This window comes from Paraburkholderia sp. SEWSISQ10-3 4, from assembly GCF_030464785.1.
Lineage (GTDB): Bacteria > Pseudomonadota > Gammaproteobacteria > Burkholderiales > Burkholderiaceae > Paraburkholderia > Paraburkholderia aspalathi.
Map to the genome: position 1 here is coordinate 85,815 of NZ_JALPRI010000013.1, position 14,419 is coordinate 100,233.

Annotated in this window: 17 protein-coding genes; 14 read left to right on the top strand and 3 right to left on the bottom strand. The window is 61.2% G+C overall.

Annotation, left to right across the window (positions count from 1 at the left end; all coding sequences use genetic code 11):
• Positions 1-217 precede the first annotated feature (217 nt).
• The 7 genes from M0D68_RS22860 (at position 218) to M0D68_RS22890 (ending at position 6,181) form a co-directional block, all read left to right on the top strand.
• The gene (locus M0D68_RS22860; RefSeq protein ID WP_063494650.1) at positions 218-691 is read left to right on the top strand and encodes a DUF2244 domain-containing protein; all 474 of its coding nucleotides are present in this window, start codon (positions 218-220) and stop codon (positions 689-691) included.
• Positions 692-757: 66 nt separating this feature from the next.
• Complete coding sequence (gene coxB / locus M0D68_RS22865) at positions 758-2,374, top strand: cytochrome c oxidase subunit II (protein ID WP_093643757.1); 1,617 nt, start codon at positions 758-760, stop codon at positions 2,372-2,374.
• 44 nt (positions 2,375-2,418) lie between these two features.
• The gene (gene ctaD, locus M0D68_RS22870; protein WP_093643755.1) at positions 2,419-4,032 is read left to right on the top strand and encodes a cytochrome c oxidase subunit I; all 1,614 of its coding nucleotides are present in this window, start codon (positions 2,419-2,421) and stop codon (positions 4,030-4,032) included.
• A gap of 117 nt (positions 4,033-4,149) precedes the next feature.
• Positions 4,150-4,284: a cytochrome oxidase small assembly protein gene (locus M0D68_RS22875; protein WP_093643753.1), complete on the top strand. Its 135-nt coding sequence runs from the start codon at positions 4,150-4,152 to the stop codon at positions 4,282-4,284.
• A 49-nt stretch (positions 4,285-4,333) separates the two neighbouring features.
• Positions 4,334-4,948: a cytochrome c oxidase assembly protein gene (locus M0D68_RS22880; protein ID WP_093643751.1), complete on the top strand. Its 615-nt coding sequence runs from the start codon at positions 4,334-4,336 to the stop codon at positions 4,946-4,948.
• 34 nt (positions 4,949-4,982) lie between these two features.
• On the top strand, positions 4,983-5,192 hold the full coding sequence (locus M0D68_RS22885) for a DUF2970 domain-containing protein (RefSeq protein ID WP_093643748.1): 210 nt from the start codon (positions 4,983-4,985) through the stop codon (positions 5,190-5,192).
• Positions 5,193-5,323: 131 nt separating this feature from the next.
• Complete coding sequence (locus M0D68_RS22890; RefSeq protein ID WP_093643746.1) at positions 5,324-6,181, top strand: cytochrome c oxidase subunit 3; 858 nt, start codon at positions 5,324-5,326, stop codon at positions 6,179-6,181.
• 185 nt (positions 6,182-6,366) lie between these two features.
• On the opposite strand, the gene M0D68_RS22895 is transcribed toward M0D68_RS22890, so the two are convergent.
• Positions 6,367-6,576 carry a twin transmembrane helix small protein gene (locus M0D68_RS22895; protein WP_007179452.1) on the bottom strand — a complete coding sequence of 70 codons (210 nt, stop codon included), beginning with the start codon at positions 6,574-6,576 and terminating at the stop codon, positions 6,367-6,369.
• Positions 6,577-6,690: 114 nt separating this feature from the next.
• Here M0D68_RS22895 and M0D68_RS22900 point away from each other — a divergent pair, with 114 nt between their 5' ends.
• From M0D68_RS22900 to M0D68_RS22920, 5 genes are all read left to right on the top strand, one after another.
• Entirely contained in the window at positions 6,691-7,407 is a 717-nt protein-coding gene (locus M0D68_RS22900; RefSeq protein ID WP_200651373.1) for an SURF1 family protein, read from the top strand.
• Positions 7,408-7,534: 127 nt separating this feature from the next.
• Entirely contained in the window at positions 7,535-8,140 is a 606-nt protein-coding gene (locus M0D68_RS22905) for a cytochrome C oxidase subunit I (RefSeq protein ID WP_234487628.1), read from the top strand.
• A gap of 22 nt (positions 8,141-8,162) precedes the next feature.
• Positions 8,163-9,272 carry a heme A synthase gene (locus M0D68_RS22910; protein ID WP_266225419.1) on the top strand — a complete coding sequence of 370 codons (1,110 nt, stop codon included), beginning with the start codon at positions 8,163-8,165 and terminating at the stop codon, positions 9,270-9,272.
• Positions 9,273-9,278: 6 nt separating this feature from the next.
• Positions 9,279-10,184: a heme o synthase gene (cyoE, locus tag M0D68_RS22915; RefSeq protein ID WP_054035767.1), complete on the top strand. Its 906-nt coding sequence runs from the start codon at positions 9,279-9,281 to the stop codon at positions 10,182-10,184.
• Positions 10,185-10,189: 5 nt separating this feature from the next.
• Entirely contained in the window at positions 10,190-10,819 is a 630-nt protein-coding gene (locus M0D68_RS22920; RefSeq protein WP_266211006.1) for an SCO family protein, read from the top strand.
• A gap of 66 nt (positions 10,820-10,885) precedes the next feature.
• Here M0D68_RS22920 and M0D68_RS22925 read toward each other — a convergent pair whose 3' ends face one another.
• Positions 10,886-11,176: a YciI family protein gene (locus M0D68_RS22925; protein WP_211702879.1), complete on the bottom strand. Its 291-nt coding sequence runs from the start codon at positions 11,174-11,176 to the stop codon at positions 10,886-10,888.
• A gap of 298 nt (positions 11,177-11,474) precedes the next feature.
• Between M0D68_RS22925 and M0D68_RS22930 the strand changes: the two genes are divergently transcribed.
• Positions 11,475-12,287, top strand: coding sequence for a MetQ/NlpA family ABC transporter substrate-binding protein (locus M0D68_RS22930; protein WP_093643784.1), 813 nt, complete (start codon positions 11,475-11,477; stop codon positions 12,285-12,287).
• Positions 12,288-12,379: 92 nt separating this feature from the next.
• On the opposite strand, the gene M0D68_RS22935 is transcribed toward M0D68_RS22930, so the two are convergent.
• Positions 12,380-13,306, bottom strand: coding sequence for a bifunctional helix-turn-helix transcriptional regulator/GNAT family N-acetyltransferase (locus M0D68_RS22935; protein ID WP_211706140.1), 927 nt, complete (start codon positions 13,304-13,306; stop codon positions 12,380-12,382).
• A 374-nt stretch (positions 13,307-13,680) separates the two neighbouring features.
• Here M0D68_RS22935 and M0D68_RS22940 point away from each other — a divergent pair, with 374 nt between their 5' ends.
• On the top strand, positions 13,681-14,415 hold the full coding sequence (locus tag M0D68_RS22940; RefSeq protein WP_054035773.1) for a GntR family transcriptional regulator: 735 nt from the start codon (positions 13,681-13,683) through the stop codon (positions 14,413-14,415).
• Positions 14,416-14,419 lie beyond the last annotated feature (4 nt).

Here is a 14,419-nt window from a genome sequence, read left to right on the forward strand (position 1 = left end):
GCACCGGGCTTGTGGGCCGATTGAGGCTTGCTTGTGGATGCCATGGATCGCGCCTATAATGCGTCAGTTTGTCGCCCGGAGTTCCCACATTTGGGGCGGCAGGCCCGAGGCATAGGGCTGCAACATGAAGTGACGCGGCAGTAATCAAGTAGCTGGATTCTGCGGTCGCAAGCAATGGCCGCAGGCGGTGATCGGTGACGGTCGGCGGGAGGCAGCGATGGAAGCATCAGATCTGCTGGCGGATTCAGAACCAGTTCTCAAAGACTGGACGATGAAGCGCAACTGTTCGATATCACCGCGGCAGTTTGTATGTTTCTACGTGTCGCTTGCGTTGTTCTCGTTGGCAATTGCTTTCATGCTGGTTCTGGTCGGCGCCTGGCTGGTGTTGCCGTTCACCGGTATTGAATTGCTGGCGGTGGGCATCGCGTTTGCCATATATGCGCGTCATGCTGTCGATTACGAGCGCGTCCGGCTGTTTCAGAACCGGCTCGTGATCGAGCAGGTCAGCGCCGAGCGGCTCACGCAGTTCGAATTCAATCCGCGCTGGGTGCGGATCGAACCGGGCGCAACGCCGCGTGACCAGATCAAACTGGTCTCGCGCGGACAGACGATCATGATCGGGCAACATCTCGCGCAGTATCGGCGCGCGCAGTTCGCAGGCGAATTGCGCATGTGGCTCACGCGTTGTTAGACGTGTTGAGACGCGCGGCGTTCACGGGGAGCGCGAGACAGCCTGCCAGCGGGGTCGAGGGTTTGAATGGAAATTTTGGGTAAGGAAGCTATGAAAACAATCAAGCGAGCCCTCATGGGCGTGCTGGCGATGAGCGGACTGCTTTTCGCCGGGGCGGCCCTGGCAGTGGGCGATGTTCCGGGCGGCCCTGCCGTCAACGAGATCAATCTCCAGCCGCCGGCGACGAAAATCGCTGAGGAGCTCTACAGCCTCCACACGTTCATGCTGATCCTGTGCACGGTGATCTTCGTCGGCGTGTTCGCAGTGATGTTCTATTCGATGTTTGCGCACCGCAAATCGAAAGGCCATAAAGCTTCCCATTTCCACGAAAGCACTACCGTCGAAATCATCTGGACGATCGTCCCGTTCGTCATCGTCGTGCTGATGGCGCTCCCCGCCACCAAGACCGTCGTCGCGATGAAGGACACGACGAACGCCGACGTTACCATCAAGGTCACGGGCTACCAGTGGAAGTGGGGCTACGACTACGTGAAGGGTCCGGGTGAGGGCATCAGCTTCCTGTCCACGCTGGCCACGCCGCGTGCGCAAACCGATGGCCGCGAACCGATTTCCACCACGTACCTGCAGGAAGTCGACAATCCGCTCGTCGTCCCGGTCGACAAGAAAATCCGCATCATCACCACCGCGAACGACGTGGTCCACTCCTGGTACGTGCCGGCATTCGGCGTGAAGCAGGATGCGATTCCGGGTTTTGTGCGCGACACGTGGTTCAAGGCTGACAAGACCGGCACCTTCCGCGGCTTCTGTACGGAACTGTGCGGCAAGGAACACGCGTTCATGCCGGTGGTCGTCGAAGTGCTGTCCGCAGACGACTACGCGAAGTGGGTCGATACGCAGAAAAAGAAAATGGCCGCCGGCCAGGACGATCCGAACAAGACCTACACCATGGCTGAGCTGATGGAGCGCGGCGGTAAGGTGTACGCAGCGAACTGCGCGGTCTGCCACCAGCCGACCGGTAAGGGTGCAGGTGCATTCCCGGCGCTGGACGGCAGCAAGATCGCCAACGGTCCGATCGCCGAGCACGTGAGCCTGGTGCTGAAGGGCAAGAACGCGATGCCTTCGTGGGCGCCGACGCTGAACGACGTCGAAATCGCTTCGGTCATCACGTACGAACGTAATTCGTGGGGCAACCACACCGGCGACATTCTCCAGCCGAAGCAGATTCTGGACGCCCGTAACGGCAAGCTGCCGGAAGGCGGCGATCATCTGGCCAGCGCAGGCGCAGCAGCTAGCGGCGCAGAGGCAGCTTCGGGCGCAGCGTCTGCCTCTGGTGCAGAAGCCGCTTCGGCCGCCTCGGACACCACGGCTGCACTCCCGGCAAGCATCTACTTCGACACCGGCAAGAGCACGCTGCCGGCCGACGCGAGAGCGGCGGTCGACGCGGCCGCGGCCTACGCGAAAGCACACCCGGACGCCAAGTTCACGCTGTCGGGCTTCACCGACGCCACCGGCTCTGCCGAAGTCAACGCGAAGCTCGCGAAGACCCGTGCCGAAGCCGTGCGCGACGCGCTGAAAGCAGCCGGCATTGCCGAAGACCACATTATTTTGAAGAAGCCGGAAACGATCACGGGCGGCAGCGACGCAAAAGAAGCCCGGCGTGTCCAGATCAGCCCGGCTGCCTGACGTGTTCATGGTCAGCACCGCAGTATTCGCATTAGGAGATTGTCATGTCTAGCATCGGACACGATGTAACCGCGGGCCACGAGCACGTGCACGGCGACCATGCCCACGAAACGCCGCATGGCTGGCGTCGTTGGCTGTTCGCAACCAATCACAAGGACATCGGTACGCTGTACCTGATCTTCTCGTTCACCATGTTCCTCTCCGGGGGCGTGATGGCGCTGATGATCCGTGCCGAACTGTTCGAGCCGGGTCTGCAGATCATGCGCCCCGAGTTTTTTAACCAGTTGACCACCATGCACGGCCTGATCATGGTGTTCGGCGCGATCATGCCGGCCTTCGTCGGCTTCGCGAACTGGATGGTGCCGCTGCAGATCGGCGCATCGGACATGGCTTTTGCGCGGATGAACAACTTCAGCTTCTGGCTGCTGCCGGTGGCTGCGGTGTTGCTGGTCGGCTCGTTCTTCGCACCGGGCGGCGCGACCGCCGCGGGCTGGACGCTGTACGCGCCGTTGTCGACGCAAATGGGCCCGGGCATGGACTTCGCGATTTTCGCGGTCCACTTGATGGGTGCTTCGTCGATCATGGGCGGGATCAACATCGTTGTGACGATCCTGAACATGCGCGCACCCGGCCTCACGCTGATGAAGATGCCGATGTTCGTCTGGACGTGGCTGATCACCGCGTACCTGCTGATTGCCGTGATGCCGGTTCTGGCAGGCGCGATCACCATGGTGCTGTTCGATCGCCACTTCGGCACGTCGTTCTTCAACGCGGCAGGTGGCGGCGACCCGGTCATGTACCAGCACATCTTCTGGTTCTTCGGGCACCCCGAGGTGTACATCATGATCTTGCCGGCGTTCGGGATCGTGTCGCAGGTGATCCCGGCGTTCTCGCGCAAGCCGCTGTTCGGCTATAGCTCGATGGTTTACGCAACCTCGTCGATCGCGATTCTGTCGTTCATGGTCTGGGCGCACCACATGTTCGCAACCGGCATGCCGGTGACGGGCCAGCTGTTCTTCATGTACGCGACGATGCTGATCGCCGTGCCGACGGGTGTGAAGGTGTTCAACTGGGTCGCGACGATGTGGCGCGGTTCGCTGTCCTTCGAAACGCCTATGCTGTTCGCGGTCGGCTTCCTGATCGTGTTCACGTTCGGCGGTCTGTCGGGCCTGATGCTGGCAATGGCGCCGCTCGACATCCAGTATCACGGGACCTATTTCGTGGTGGCGCACTTCCACTACGTGCTAGTGGCGGGTTCTCTCTTCGCGTTGTTCTCCGGGTGGTACTACTGGTCGCCGAAGTGGACCGGCTGGATGTACAACGAAACGCGCGGCAAGATCCACTTCTGGGCGTCGATGTTCTTCTTCAACCTCGCGTTCCTGCCGATGCACTTTGTCGGTCTCGCGGGTATGCCGCGTCGCTACGCTGACTACCCGGCACAGTTCACCGACTGGAACCAGGTCATCTCGATCGGCGCGTTCGGCTTCGGTCTGGCGCAGGTGTACTTCCTGTTCGCAGTTGCACTGCCGGCCTACCGTGGCGGTGGCGAGCACGAGAAAGCGGGCGACAAGCCGTGGGACGGCGCAACGGGCCTCGAATGGACCGTGCCGAGCCCGGCTCCGTTCCACACGTTCGAAAACCCGCCGACCGTCGAGTAATCGGCGTTCAGCGAGCTTGCCGGTTCTGGCGGCGTGGTGTCAGTCGCCGCCAGAACCGGGCAGCCATGCGAGCAGTGGTGGCACCCTGTAGTGACGAAAGTATTCAGAAAATCGAGCATGACGCGCAATCCTCAAGAAAGACGTACGCCCGAGCAGGTTCGCGCGGGCAACCGGCGGATCGGTATCGTGATGTTTGTCATCGCCGCGGCTTTTTTTGCGAGCGTCATCATTCATCAGAAGTGGTTCCCCTGACGCGGTACGCGGGTGTTCGAGTCTGTGTGCAGGATTGTTGAGGATTGAGATGTCGACGCAACCGCCGGCCCAGGCCGATCGCTCTTTTAACCGTTCGATGCTGATCAAGCTGTTCATCGTCGCGTTGATGATGTTCGGTTTTGGTTTTGCGCTGGTGCCGATGTACCGCGCGATCTGTCAGATCACCGGCATCAACAACCTCGTGCAGCGTGATGCTACGGTGCGTGAGGCGAAGAATACGCAGGTCGACATGAGTCGCACGATTTCGATCGAACTCGATGCGAACGCGCGCGGTCCGCTCGGTTTCAAGCCAGAGCAACGTAGTCTCGACGTGCATCCGGGCGAAGTGACGACAGTGATGTACGAGGTCAGCAACGAACAGGCGCGCACGATTCAGGCGCAGGCCATTCCGAGCTACGCGCCGAAGCAGGCAACCGAGTATTTCAAGAAGATCGAGTGTTTTTGCTTTACGCAGCAGACGTTGACTGCGAACCAGACGAAGCGGTTGCCGGTGGTGTTTGTCGTCGACCCGAAGTTGCCGAAGGATGTGAAAACGATCACGTTGTCGTACACGTTCTTTGAGTTGAATACGCCGGCAGCGGCGACGGCCGGGAGCGCAGCACCCACGGCCAACACGGCGGCGACCACCGCCAACCCCGCCTGACGGCGCTGGCCGCAGGCGAAGGAAGAAGACGTTAATGAGCGATAACCACGGCAGCCCACGCAAGAGCAGTTTCGGCCAGTCGATGAAAGCCGTGTTCTGGTCGTTTTTCGGGGTGCGCAAGCGTCGTGATCTGGAGGCGGACGCAACGCAGTTGAACCCGTTGCATGTGCTTGCGGCAGCGCTGATCAGCGTAGCTATCCTGATCGGAGTGCTGATCCTGATCGTGCACGCCGTTGTAGGTTGAGCCGGCAGGCACACAAGTCGTACCGGGCGAAGCAGAGCCCACGAATTAGAGAGAAGCGGTGCGGTATCGACGCGCCGCCGAAGATACAGCCGGAGATTCCGGAACAACTGGACTGAAGTGGAGAATCAAGAATGAGCGGTCAAAACGAGAGCCCGTACTATTTCGTACCGCATCCGTCGCGGCATCCGATCAGCGCCGCGGTCGGATTGCTGGTCATGCTCGGATCGCTTGCGGCCTGGATCAACGAACATGAACTGGCGCCGATCGGCGTCGTCGTCGGCTTGCTGTGGCTGCTCTACACCTTGTGGCACTGGTTCGGCGACGCGATCGCCGAGTCGGAAGGCGGCATGTACGGCAAGAATGTCGACAAGTCGTACCGCTGGAGCATGAGCTGGTTCATCTTCTCCGAAGTGATGTTCTTCGGCGCTTTCTTCGGCGCGCTGTTCTATGCACGTGAAATCGCGCTGCATCAGCTCGGCAGCCTCGACTACAAGCTGATCTGGCCGGATTTCTCGGCGGTGTGGCCGAACAACGGTCCGGCAGCGCTGGTCTCGACCTTCAAGTCGATGCAGCCGTGGCCGGTGCCGACCATCAACACGGCGCTGCTGCTGTCGTCGGGCGCTACGTTGACGGTTTCGCACCACGCGCTGCGTGAAGATCATCGCAAGAAGGCGATCATCTGGCTGGCTGCTACGCTGGTGCTCGGCGTCTGCTTCCTGTTCCTGCAAGGCTTCGAGTATTTCCACGCGTACAACGAACTGAACCTGACGCTGGCTTCGGGCGTGTATGGTTCGACGTTCTTCCTGCTGACGGGCTTCCACGGTTTCCACGTGTTCCTCGGCGGTACGATGCTGGCCGTGGTGCTGGCGCGGATGATTCGCGGCCACTTCACTGCGGAGCATCATTTCGCGTTCGAGGGCGCCGCCTGGTACTGGCACTTTGTGGACGTCGTGTGGCTTGGGCTGTACGTCGTCGTGTACTGGCTGTAACGCAGTCTGGTCTGCATACGTACTGAAAACCGAGTGGTTTCCGGAACGTGTGCAGGTCGTTCGCGCATCGCCCATCAAGGGCGCGGCGCACGAGCAGTACGCAAGTCATGGAGCGCCGCCCTCGACCCTGTCAGGGCGGCGTTTTGTTTGGTGGGTTTATTGGCGCGAAGCTTTTTCTGCCGAGCTCAACGCCCGTAAGGAATACCGGTCGACTGAATCCAGCCCATCCAGTGAGCGAACAGGATGAACAGGAACAGCGAGATCGACAGACCCACCCGCGTGGCGAGCGACCAGACCATCCGCTTGGTTTTGCCCTTGTCATGCATCATGAAGTAAAGCGCGGACACCATGCTGGCGATAATCAGGACGAAGGCGATGGGAACGAGAATGTGCATGGAACCAACTGAAACCGGGAAGCGCAGAGGCAAGACGTTTATTATCGCACCGCGCGTCAGCGTCTGCCGTACGTTCAGGACGCCGTCGCATGCGCTGGTGCCGGAGTGTGTTCGATGAAGTTTCGCCTCGTTCCCGCGCTGCTGATTCTGCTGGTGATTGCAGTGACGGTGCGGCTTGGCTTCTGGCAGCGCGACCGTGCGCATCAGAAGGAAGCGCTCGAAGCCCAGATCACGCAGTTCGAAGACGCACCTGCGCGGCCTGTGAGCGCTACGCCGGTTGCACTCAAGGACATCGAATTCCATCGCGTGAAGGCGCGTGGGAGTTTCGTCGCGGACAAAGTCGTCTATCTGGATAATCGCCCGTATAACGATCAGCCGGGTTTTTACGTCGTGATGCCTTTTAAACTGGCCGACGGCGGTTACGTGCTGGTCAATCGCGGCTGGCTGCCGCGCAACATGAACAATCGCGAGACCATCGCGCCATATGTCACGCCGCAAGGCGAGATCGAAATTGAAGGCATTGCGCGTGCAGATGCATCGCGCGCTTTCGAGTTGGGGCAGGGCGGATCAGCCGCGCATCAGAAGATCCGTCAGAATCTGGATACGGCGGCCTACGCCGCGGAAACCGGGCTGCCGCTGCAATCGTTCGTGATCCAGCAATTGAGCGACGACGGTGACAAGCTGGTGCGCGACTGGCCGGCGCCGACCACCGGCGTTGAAACCAACTACGGCTACATGTTCCAGTGGTGGGGCATGGCGGCCGCGGCTCTGGTCTTCGGTTTGTACGCCGCGCGCCGCGCCGCGAAGAAAGAGCACGCTCCGAGCGTGTAACGCATCGCCTGCGGTTTCGTGCCCTGAGAGAAGAGCTCGAAGCCGCGCAATCATTGAAAGAGGTCCTGTAGTGTCGACGCAATCTCCCCGTTCGCCGCAAGCCGGCAAACCCGCAGCTCCGAAAGTGATGGCAGATCAACCCAATGGCGCGGGATCGTGGAAGCGCGGCCGCTGGATGCTGCTATTGCTGGCGATCATCTGTGCAGCACCGATAGCCGTGTCGTATTTCGTCTATTACGTGGTCAAGCCGGCCGGCGGCAGCACGAACTACGGCGCGCTGATCGAACCGCAGCGGCCGATTCCCGAATCGATCGTCGTGACGGGGGAAGACGGCAAGCCGCTCAAGCTCGCGTCGCTGCGCGGCCACTGGCTGATGATCTCCGTCGACAACAGCGCGTGCGACAAAGCGTGCGCCACCAAGCTGTACTTCATGCGACAAATCCGCGCAGCTCAGGGCCCGGAACGCGAGCGCGTCGTCGAAGTGTGGCTGCGCACCGATGCAGGCAACGTCTCCGACGTGATACAAAAGGCCTATCCCGACACCGACATGCTGATCGCCAACCCGGCGCAGGTGTCCGCATGGCTGCCGACCGATACCGGCACCCAGCTCACCGACCACATCTACCTGGTCGATCCGAATGGCAATCTGATGATGCGTTTTCCGAAAGATCCGAACCCCAGCAAGATCAAGGGCGACCTGACCAAGCTGCTCAAGTGGTCGAGGATCGGCTGACGCCGCAACCAGGGTAAGAAAGATGTTCGTACTGCAACTGGCCCTGATCGGCTTGTGTATCGCGTTGTTGCCGCTGTCCTATGTGTGGGTCAAGGCCGACGACAACAAATTCCGCAAGCTGGTGTGGCTCACCACTTTCCTGACGCTGGACCTGGTGATGTTCGGCGGCTTTACGCGTCTCACCGATTCTGGTCTCGGCTGCCCGGACTGGCCTGGTTGCTATGGCACGTCGTCGCCGTTCATCGCGCACGCCGCGATTACCGCCGCGCATCAATTGATGCCGACCGGACCGGTCAGCATGACGAAGGCCTGGATCGAGATGATCCACCGTTACTTCGCGATGGCGATCGGCGTGCTGATCATCGCGCAGACGTTGATCGCGTGGACGGCTCGTATCAAGCGCCGTCCGCTGCATGTGTCGCCGTGGTGGCCGACTTCCCTGCTGCTGCTGATTCTCGTGCAGGGTGCGTTCGGCGCATGGACCGTGACCATGAAGTTGCAACCGATCATCGTGACAACCCATTTGCTGCTCGGCCTCGCATTGCTCGGCACGCTCGGCTGGCTGGCCGCGCGCCAAACGCCATTGCCGGCCTACGAGCCCGAAGCCGCGCGCTGGCGAGCGGCGGCGATCGCCGGTCTCGTACTGCTGGTGGTGCAGATTGCGTTGGGCGGCTGGGTCAGCACGAACTACGCGGTGCTCGCGTGCACGGACTTCCCGACCTGCAACGGCCAATGGGTCCCGACGATGGATTTCGCGCACGGCTTTCACCTGTGGCGCGCGCTCGGTATGACCGGTGACGGCGACATGATCACTCAAGATGCGCTGGTCGCGATTCACTGGACCCACCGCACGTTCGCGATCGTCGTGGTCGCCTATCTGGTGTGGTTTGCGCTGAAACTGCGCCGATTCGAGTCGCTGAGGCGGCCGGCAAACGGCGTGTTGCTGGTGGTGCTGATCCAGTTCATCACCGGTCTGTCGAACATCGTCCTGCAATGGCCGTTGCCCATTGCGGTCGCGCATAACGGGGGCGCCGCGATCCTGCTGCTTCTACTCGTTATGTTAAACTTTCGAATCGCTTATAGCCGTCCCGGCCGCGCCGTGTTGCCTGCGCGCGATGCCGCGCCAGCGTGACCCCACATGGACAGCACAACTCTCTCCCAAACGCCCGGTAGCCGGGTCTCCCAGTACATCGCCCTGACGAAGCCGCGCGTCACGCAGCTCGCTGTGTTTTGCGCAGTCATCGGCATGTTTCTGTCGACGCCCGGCATGGTGCCGTGGACCGTCCTGATCGGCGGCACGGTTGGCATCTGGCTGCTGGCCGGTGCGGCGTTCGCCATCAATTGCCTGATGGAACAGAAGATCGACGCGAAGATGCGTCGCACGTCGTGGCGGCCGTCCGCGCGCGGCGAAATCACCACCCCGCAAATTCTGCTGTTTTCGGCCGTGCTCGGCGGGCTCGGCATGTGGACGCTCTACACGTTCGCTAATCCGCTGACCATGTGGCTCACGCTTGCCACCTTCGTCGGCTATGCGGTTATCTATACGCTGCTGCTCAAACCGGCCACGCCGCAGAATATCGTGATCGGCGGCGCGTCCGGCGCGATGCCACCGGCGCTCGGTTGGGCCGCCGTCACTGGTCACGTGCCGGGCGACGCATGGATTCTCGTGCTGATCATTTTCGTGTGGACGCCGCCGCATTTCTGGGCGCTCGCACTGTATCGCCGCAAAGACTACGAAAACGCCGGTCTGCCGATGCTGCCGAACACGCACGGCGAGAAATACACGCGCCTGCATATTCTGCTGTACACGGTGATTCTGTTCGCGGTCACGATGATGCCGTTCATCTCCGGCATGAGCGGCGTGGTGTACCTCGCGGCGGCCGTGTTGCTCGGCGCCGTATTCCTCGCGTATGCGTGGAAGATCTATCGGGACTATTCCGACGATCTGGCGCGCAAGACCTTCCGTTACTCGATCGTTTATCTGTCGCTGCTCTTCGCCGCGCTGTTGATCGACCACTATGCGCGCGTCGTGATCGGCGCGTAACACCCATGCTTACACAACGCTTTGTGCGCACGGCGCGTGCCGCCGCGCGTGTCACCGTGATCGCTTGCGCACTCGGCGGCGCGTTGCTGGTGGCCGGCTGCGGCAAGCAGCCGCCGGCGTTCCAGAACCTCGACATCACCGGCAACACGCAGTTCGGGAGCGACTTCTCGCTGCCCGACACGACCGGCCAAGTCCGCACAATGGCGGATTACAAGGGCAAGGTCGTGGTGCTGTTCTTCGGCTATACGCATTGTCCGGACGTCTGCCCGACCACGATGGCTGAGCTTTCGCAAGCGCTGCAGCAACTCGGCCCGGAAGACGCGAAGCGCGTGCAGGTGCTGTTCGTCACCGTCGATCCCGACCGCGACACGCCGGCTCTGCTCGGGCAATACGTGCCGGCGTTCAATCCGACGTTCGTCGGCTTGCGTCCGGCGGACCAGGCGCAGCTCACCAAGATCACGAAAGACTTCCGCGTGTACTACGCGAAAGTGCCGGGCAAGACAGCTGATAGCTACACGATGGACCACACGGCAGCAAGCTATGTATTCGACCCGGACGGCAAGCTGCGTTTATTCGCGCGTGACGGCCAGGGCGCCACGCCGTGGGTGCACGATATCAAGCTGCTGCTCGATTAATGCGTTGATGCAGACGGGCGCGTGCATCTGCCGCGCGCCCGTATTCAATTTCCTTCGCAGTTATCCTCAAGCCGGCATCGGCAAATTCATTCCCGGCGCGAGGCGCGTCGCCTTGAACTCCGTCACCTCGTAACGCGCGAGCTTCTGTTCGGCGAACGGGTCGCTGGCGAGAATCTCATCCAGCTTATCGCGCTCGATGCGCACCGCCAGAATGATGCCGCCGTCGCGCGGCACCTTCGGTCCGGCGGCCACAAATACGCCTGCTTCGAACTGTTGTGTCAGAAACGCGCGATGTGCTTCGAGTGCGTCGTCGACGCGGTCGAGGGGGGCGGTGTAGATGAGATTGATGACGTACATGAGCGTTCTCGTAAGCGAACAAGTGGGCCGCGTGGGTTTGCGGGCAATGATCTTCGATTATCTGTCAGCAGCTAGTTCGTTGCGCGCGACCTACGGAGCTTAGTGCCTCGCTCCGGCTACGGTGAGTGTGTTTCGCATCTACAGCGCCATTGCAGGTGCATAACCATATGCGATCGTGATATTTCCCATCTCGCCGGGCGTATGAGACCATTTACGGTCCAGTTGGCGGCGCGTTCACAAGATGCCTGCCGCCGGCTTCCACCCGAATCTGACATCGATCAGAACAAGCGAGAATTACATGCAGCGCAGAAACATCCTCAAAGCCCTCTCGGCAGTAGTCGCCAGCGCGGCGATCGTCACCAGCTTCGGCGCACACGCCGACGACAAGGTCATCAAGGTCGGCACCATCGGCGGCCCGGATGCGCAAATCTGGGAAGTCGTCACGAAAGTGGCGAAGCGCGAAGGCCTGAATGTGAAGGTCGTCGAATTCAACGACTACGTGCAGCCGAACGCCGCGCTCGATGCCGGCGATCTGGATGCCAACAGCTTCCAGCACCAGCCGTACCTCGACAGCCAGGTCAAGCAGCGTGGCTACAAGATCGTCAATGCGGGCCTGACGTACATTTCGCCGCTCGGTATCTATTCGAAGAAGCTGAAGTCGCTGAAGGATCTGGCGCAGGGCGCGAAGATCGCGGTGCCGAACGATCCGTCGAACGAGAACCGCGCGCTGCTGCTGTTGCAGACGCAAGGCGTGATCAAGCTGAAGGCCGGTGCGGGCACGAACGGCAATAACGCCACGGCGCTCGACGTCGCCGAGAATCCGAAGAAGATCAAGCTGCTCGAACTCGACGCGGCACAACTGCCGCGCTCGCTGTCGGATGTCGACGCGGCCGCGATCAACACGAACTTCGCGCTGGCCGCCGGTCTGCAGCCGACCAAAGACGCGATCGCGCTCGAAGATATCCACAGCCCGTACGCGAACCTGATCGCCGTGCGCACGCAGGACAAGGACAAGCCTTGGGTCAAGAAGCTGGTCGCGGCTTACCAGTCGGAAGACGTGCGCCAGTTCATCAAGACGCAGTTCAAGGGTTCGGTGGTGCCGTCGTTCTAAGCGACACCCGTCAACCTGCTTCGCAAAGCAAAAACGCTACGGTGACAAACCGTGGCGTTTTTTGTTTGTACGTCGCGCATTCGTTGCCGGGACTACAACTCCAACTCCCACCGTTCGATCATCAGATCCTTGCCGAAGCGCCGTTCCTCCGTCGTACAGACGAGTTCGAAGCCGGCGCGCTCGCATAGCCGGCGCGGCTCATTGAGCGTGCTGGCCGTGGTCAGCGTGAGTTTTGTGTACCCTGCGCGTCGCGCGAAGCGCACGCATTCGTTCATCAATTGCGTGCCGATGCCAAGACGCTGCACGTCCGGCTCGACCCACAAGAGCCGCGCGCCCGCCACGGTCGTCGAGATTCCGACGATGCACACCGAGCCGACCACCATGCCGTCCTGATCGGCAACCCAGCACATCTCGCGCACGGGATCGTTGCGCTGCGAGTAATCGGCGACGACGCGCGCGAGCAGCCCTTCGAACGATTGATCCCAGCCGTATTGCGCGGCGAACCACTGCGCCTGTCGATGCACGAGCCAGCCGCACTCGCCGGCGCGTGGCTGCCGAAGGGTCACGAGTTCATGCTGCGGCTTGCTGTCGAGCAGGCGCTCGATCACCTTCATCGCGGCGATCAGATGTTCCTGGGAAAGCGCGGTGAGGCCATTCAGCAGCGCCGTTACTTCGTCGATCGCCGCCGTATCGAGCGGTGCATAGGCCGCGTGGCCGTTGTCTGTGAGGGCGATTAACGACTGGCGCGCATCCGTGTCGGAGGGGCGCCGCGTAATCAGGTTGCGTCGCTCGAAACTGGTCAGAAGGCGGCTGAGGTAGCCGCTATCGAGGCCGAGATTGCGCCCGAGCACCGAGGCTGTCTGCGCGCGTCCGCGGGACAGTTCGTGTAGAACGCGTACTTCCGTCAGCGAGAAGGCACTCTTTGCCAGATGCTCGTGCAGAGCGCCGATGAGCTGGGTATAGAAGCGGTTGAAATGGCGGACGGCCTGAGCGCGCCGCAGCGCCTCGGAATCTGTCAAATGCTGCTCCCCGGGGGAATTTTTTTGGCTAGCTACGCATCACTATATTGGAACGGAACCCATTAAAAAAGCCGCGCTGCCACGGAGCGTCCCTAAGTGGTATCAGAAAGGTATGGATTTTAGGGCGTCTATCCGGCCGGGAAGAGAACCACTATGGACCACCTGGATGCCGTCCGGCATCTCGAATACGGGTAAATCCCGATCCCTGTAAACCGCTCTCCGAAGCGCTCAAATCACCCTCCGACGCTTATCCAGCAAGGCTTTTCGCCAATCTATACCAGCATGGGACCAGTTGATTGACTGGTATTATGTTGGTTATATAATGGGCTCTCATTTTCGTAGGCCGCATTCTTCTAGACGACCGCCGGAGCCCCATGGAAACTCGCTGGTCCGCACTGATGCCTGACGCTCGCAACGTCACGCCGCTCTATCTGCAGCTCGCGCGCAATCTGGCGACGGCGATCCACTGCGGCGTGTGGTCGGCGGGTGAAGCGCTGCCTTCGGAGCGCACGCTTTCGGATGCGATCGGCGTGTCGCGCATCACCGCGCGTAAGGCGATCGAGCTTCTGGTCGAACAAGGCTTGATCCGGCGGGCGCGGGGCGCAGGGAGCTTCATCACGCCGCGCGTCGAAGACCCGCTGTCGCGGCTCACCGGTTTCACGAAGAAGATGCAGCAACGCGGGTTCCGGCCGGATTCGGTGTGGCTCGAGCGCGATATCCGCGCCGCCAACCGTGATGAGCTGGTGCACCTCGGCCTGTCGCCCGGTGCGGCGGTGACGAGCCTGCGGCGTCTGCGGCGCGCGGATGGCATCGTGATGGCGGTCGAGCATTCGGCGCTGCCCGCGGCGATCGTGCCTGATCCGCTGGCCATCGGCGTGTCGCTTTATAGCTATCTCGAACAACGTGGCGCTGCCGTCGTGCGCGCCTTGCAGCACTTTCGCGCGGTCAATGCTTCGAGCGAAATCGCCTCGTTGATGGATATCGAACCGCGCTCGGCGCTGCTGGTCATTACCCGTATCGGGTATAGCGCGGACCAGCGTGCGATCGAACTGACCGACACGTATTGCCGCGACGATTACTACGACTTTGTCGCTGAATTGCGCACCTGATTGG

What these genes read in the sequence shown, in the direction of transcription:
- M0D68_RS22860 (WP_063494650.1), top strand. Translation starts at nt 218, where the DNA reads ATGGAAGCATCAGATCTGCTGGCGGATTCAGAACCAGTTCTCAAAGAC.
- coxB (WP_093643757.1), top strand. Translation starts at nt 758, where the DNA reads ATGGAAATTTTGGGTAAGGAAGCTATGAAAACAATCAAGCGAGCCCTC.
- ctaD (WP_093643755.1), top strand. Translation starts at nt 2,419, where the DNA reads ATGTCTAGCATCGGACACGATGTAACCGCGGGCCACGAGCACGTGCAC.
- M0D68_RS22875 (WP_093643753.1), top strand. Translation starts at nt 4,150, where the DNA reads ATGACGCGCAATCCTCAAGAAAGACGTACGCCCGAGCAGGTTCGCGCG.
- M0D68_RS22880 (WP_093643751.1), top strand. Translation starts at nt 4,334, where the DNA reads ATGTCGACGCAACCGCCGGCCCAGGCCGATCGCTCTTTTAACCGTTCG.
- M0D68_RS22885 (WP_093643748.1), top strand. Translation starts at nt 4,983, where the DNA reads ATGAGCGATAACCACGGCAGCCCACGCAAGAGCAGTTTCGGCCAGTCG.
- M0D68_RS22890 (WP_093643746.1), top strand. Translation starts at nt 5,324, where the DNA reads ATGAGCGGTCAAAACGAGAGCCCGTACTATTTCGTACCGCATCCGTCG.
- M0D68_RS22895 (WP_007179452.1), bottom strand. Translation starts at nt 6,576, where the DNA reads ATGCACATTCTCGTTCCCATCGCCTTCGTCCTGATTATCGCCAGCATG.
- M0D68_RS22900 (WP_200651373.1), top strand. Translation starts at nt 6,691, where the DNA reads ATGAAGTTTCGCCTCGTTCCCGCGCTGCTGATTCTGCTGGTGATTGCA.
- M0D68_RS22905 (WP_234487628.1), top strand. Translation starts at nt 7,535, where the DNA reads ATGGCAGATCAACCCAATGGCGCGGGATCGTGGAAGCGCGGCCGCTGG.
- M0D68_RS22910 (WP_266225419.1), top strand. Translation starts at nt 8,163, where the DNA reads ATGTTCGTACTGCAACTGGCCCTGATCGGCTTGTGTATCGCGTTGTTG.
- cyoE (WP_054035767.1), top strand. Translation starts at nt 9,279, where the DNA reads ATGGACAGCACAACTCTCTCCCAAACGCCCGGTAGCCGGGTCTCCCAG.
- M0D68_RS22920 (WP_266211006.1), top strand. Translation starts at nt 10,190, where the DNA reads ATGCTTACACAACGCTTTGTGCGCACGGCGCGTGCCGCCGCGCGTGTC.
- M0D68_RS22925 (WP_211702879.1), bottom strand. Translation starts at nt 11,176, where the DNA reads ATGTACGTCATCAATCTCATCTACACCGCCCCCCTCGACCGCGTCGAC.
- M0D68_RS22930 (WP_093643784.1), top strand. Translation starts at nt 11,475, where the DNA reads ATGCAGCGCAGAAACATCCTCAAAGCCCTCTCGGCAGTAGTCGCCAGC.
- M0D68_RS22940 (WP_054035773.1), top strand. Translation starts at nt 13,681, where the DNA reads ATGGAAACTCGCTGGTCCGCACTGATGCCTGACGCTCGCAACGTCACG.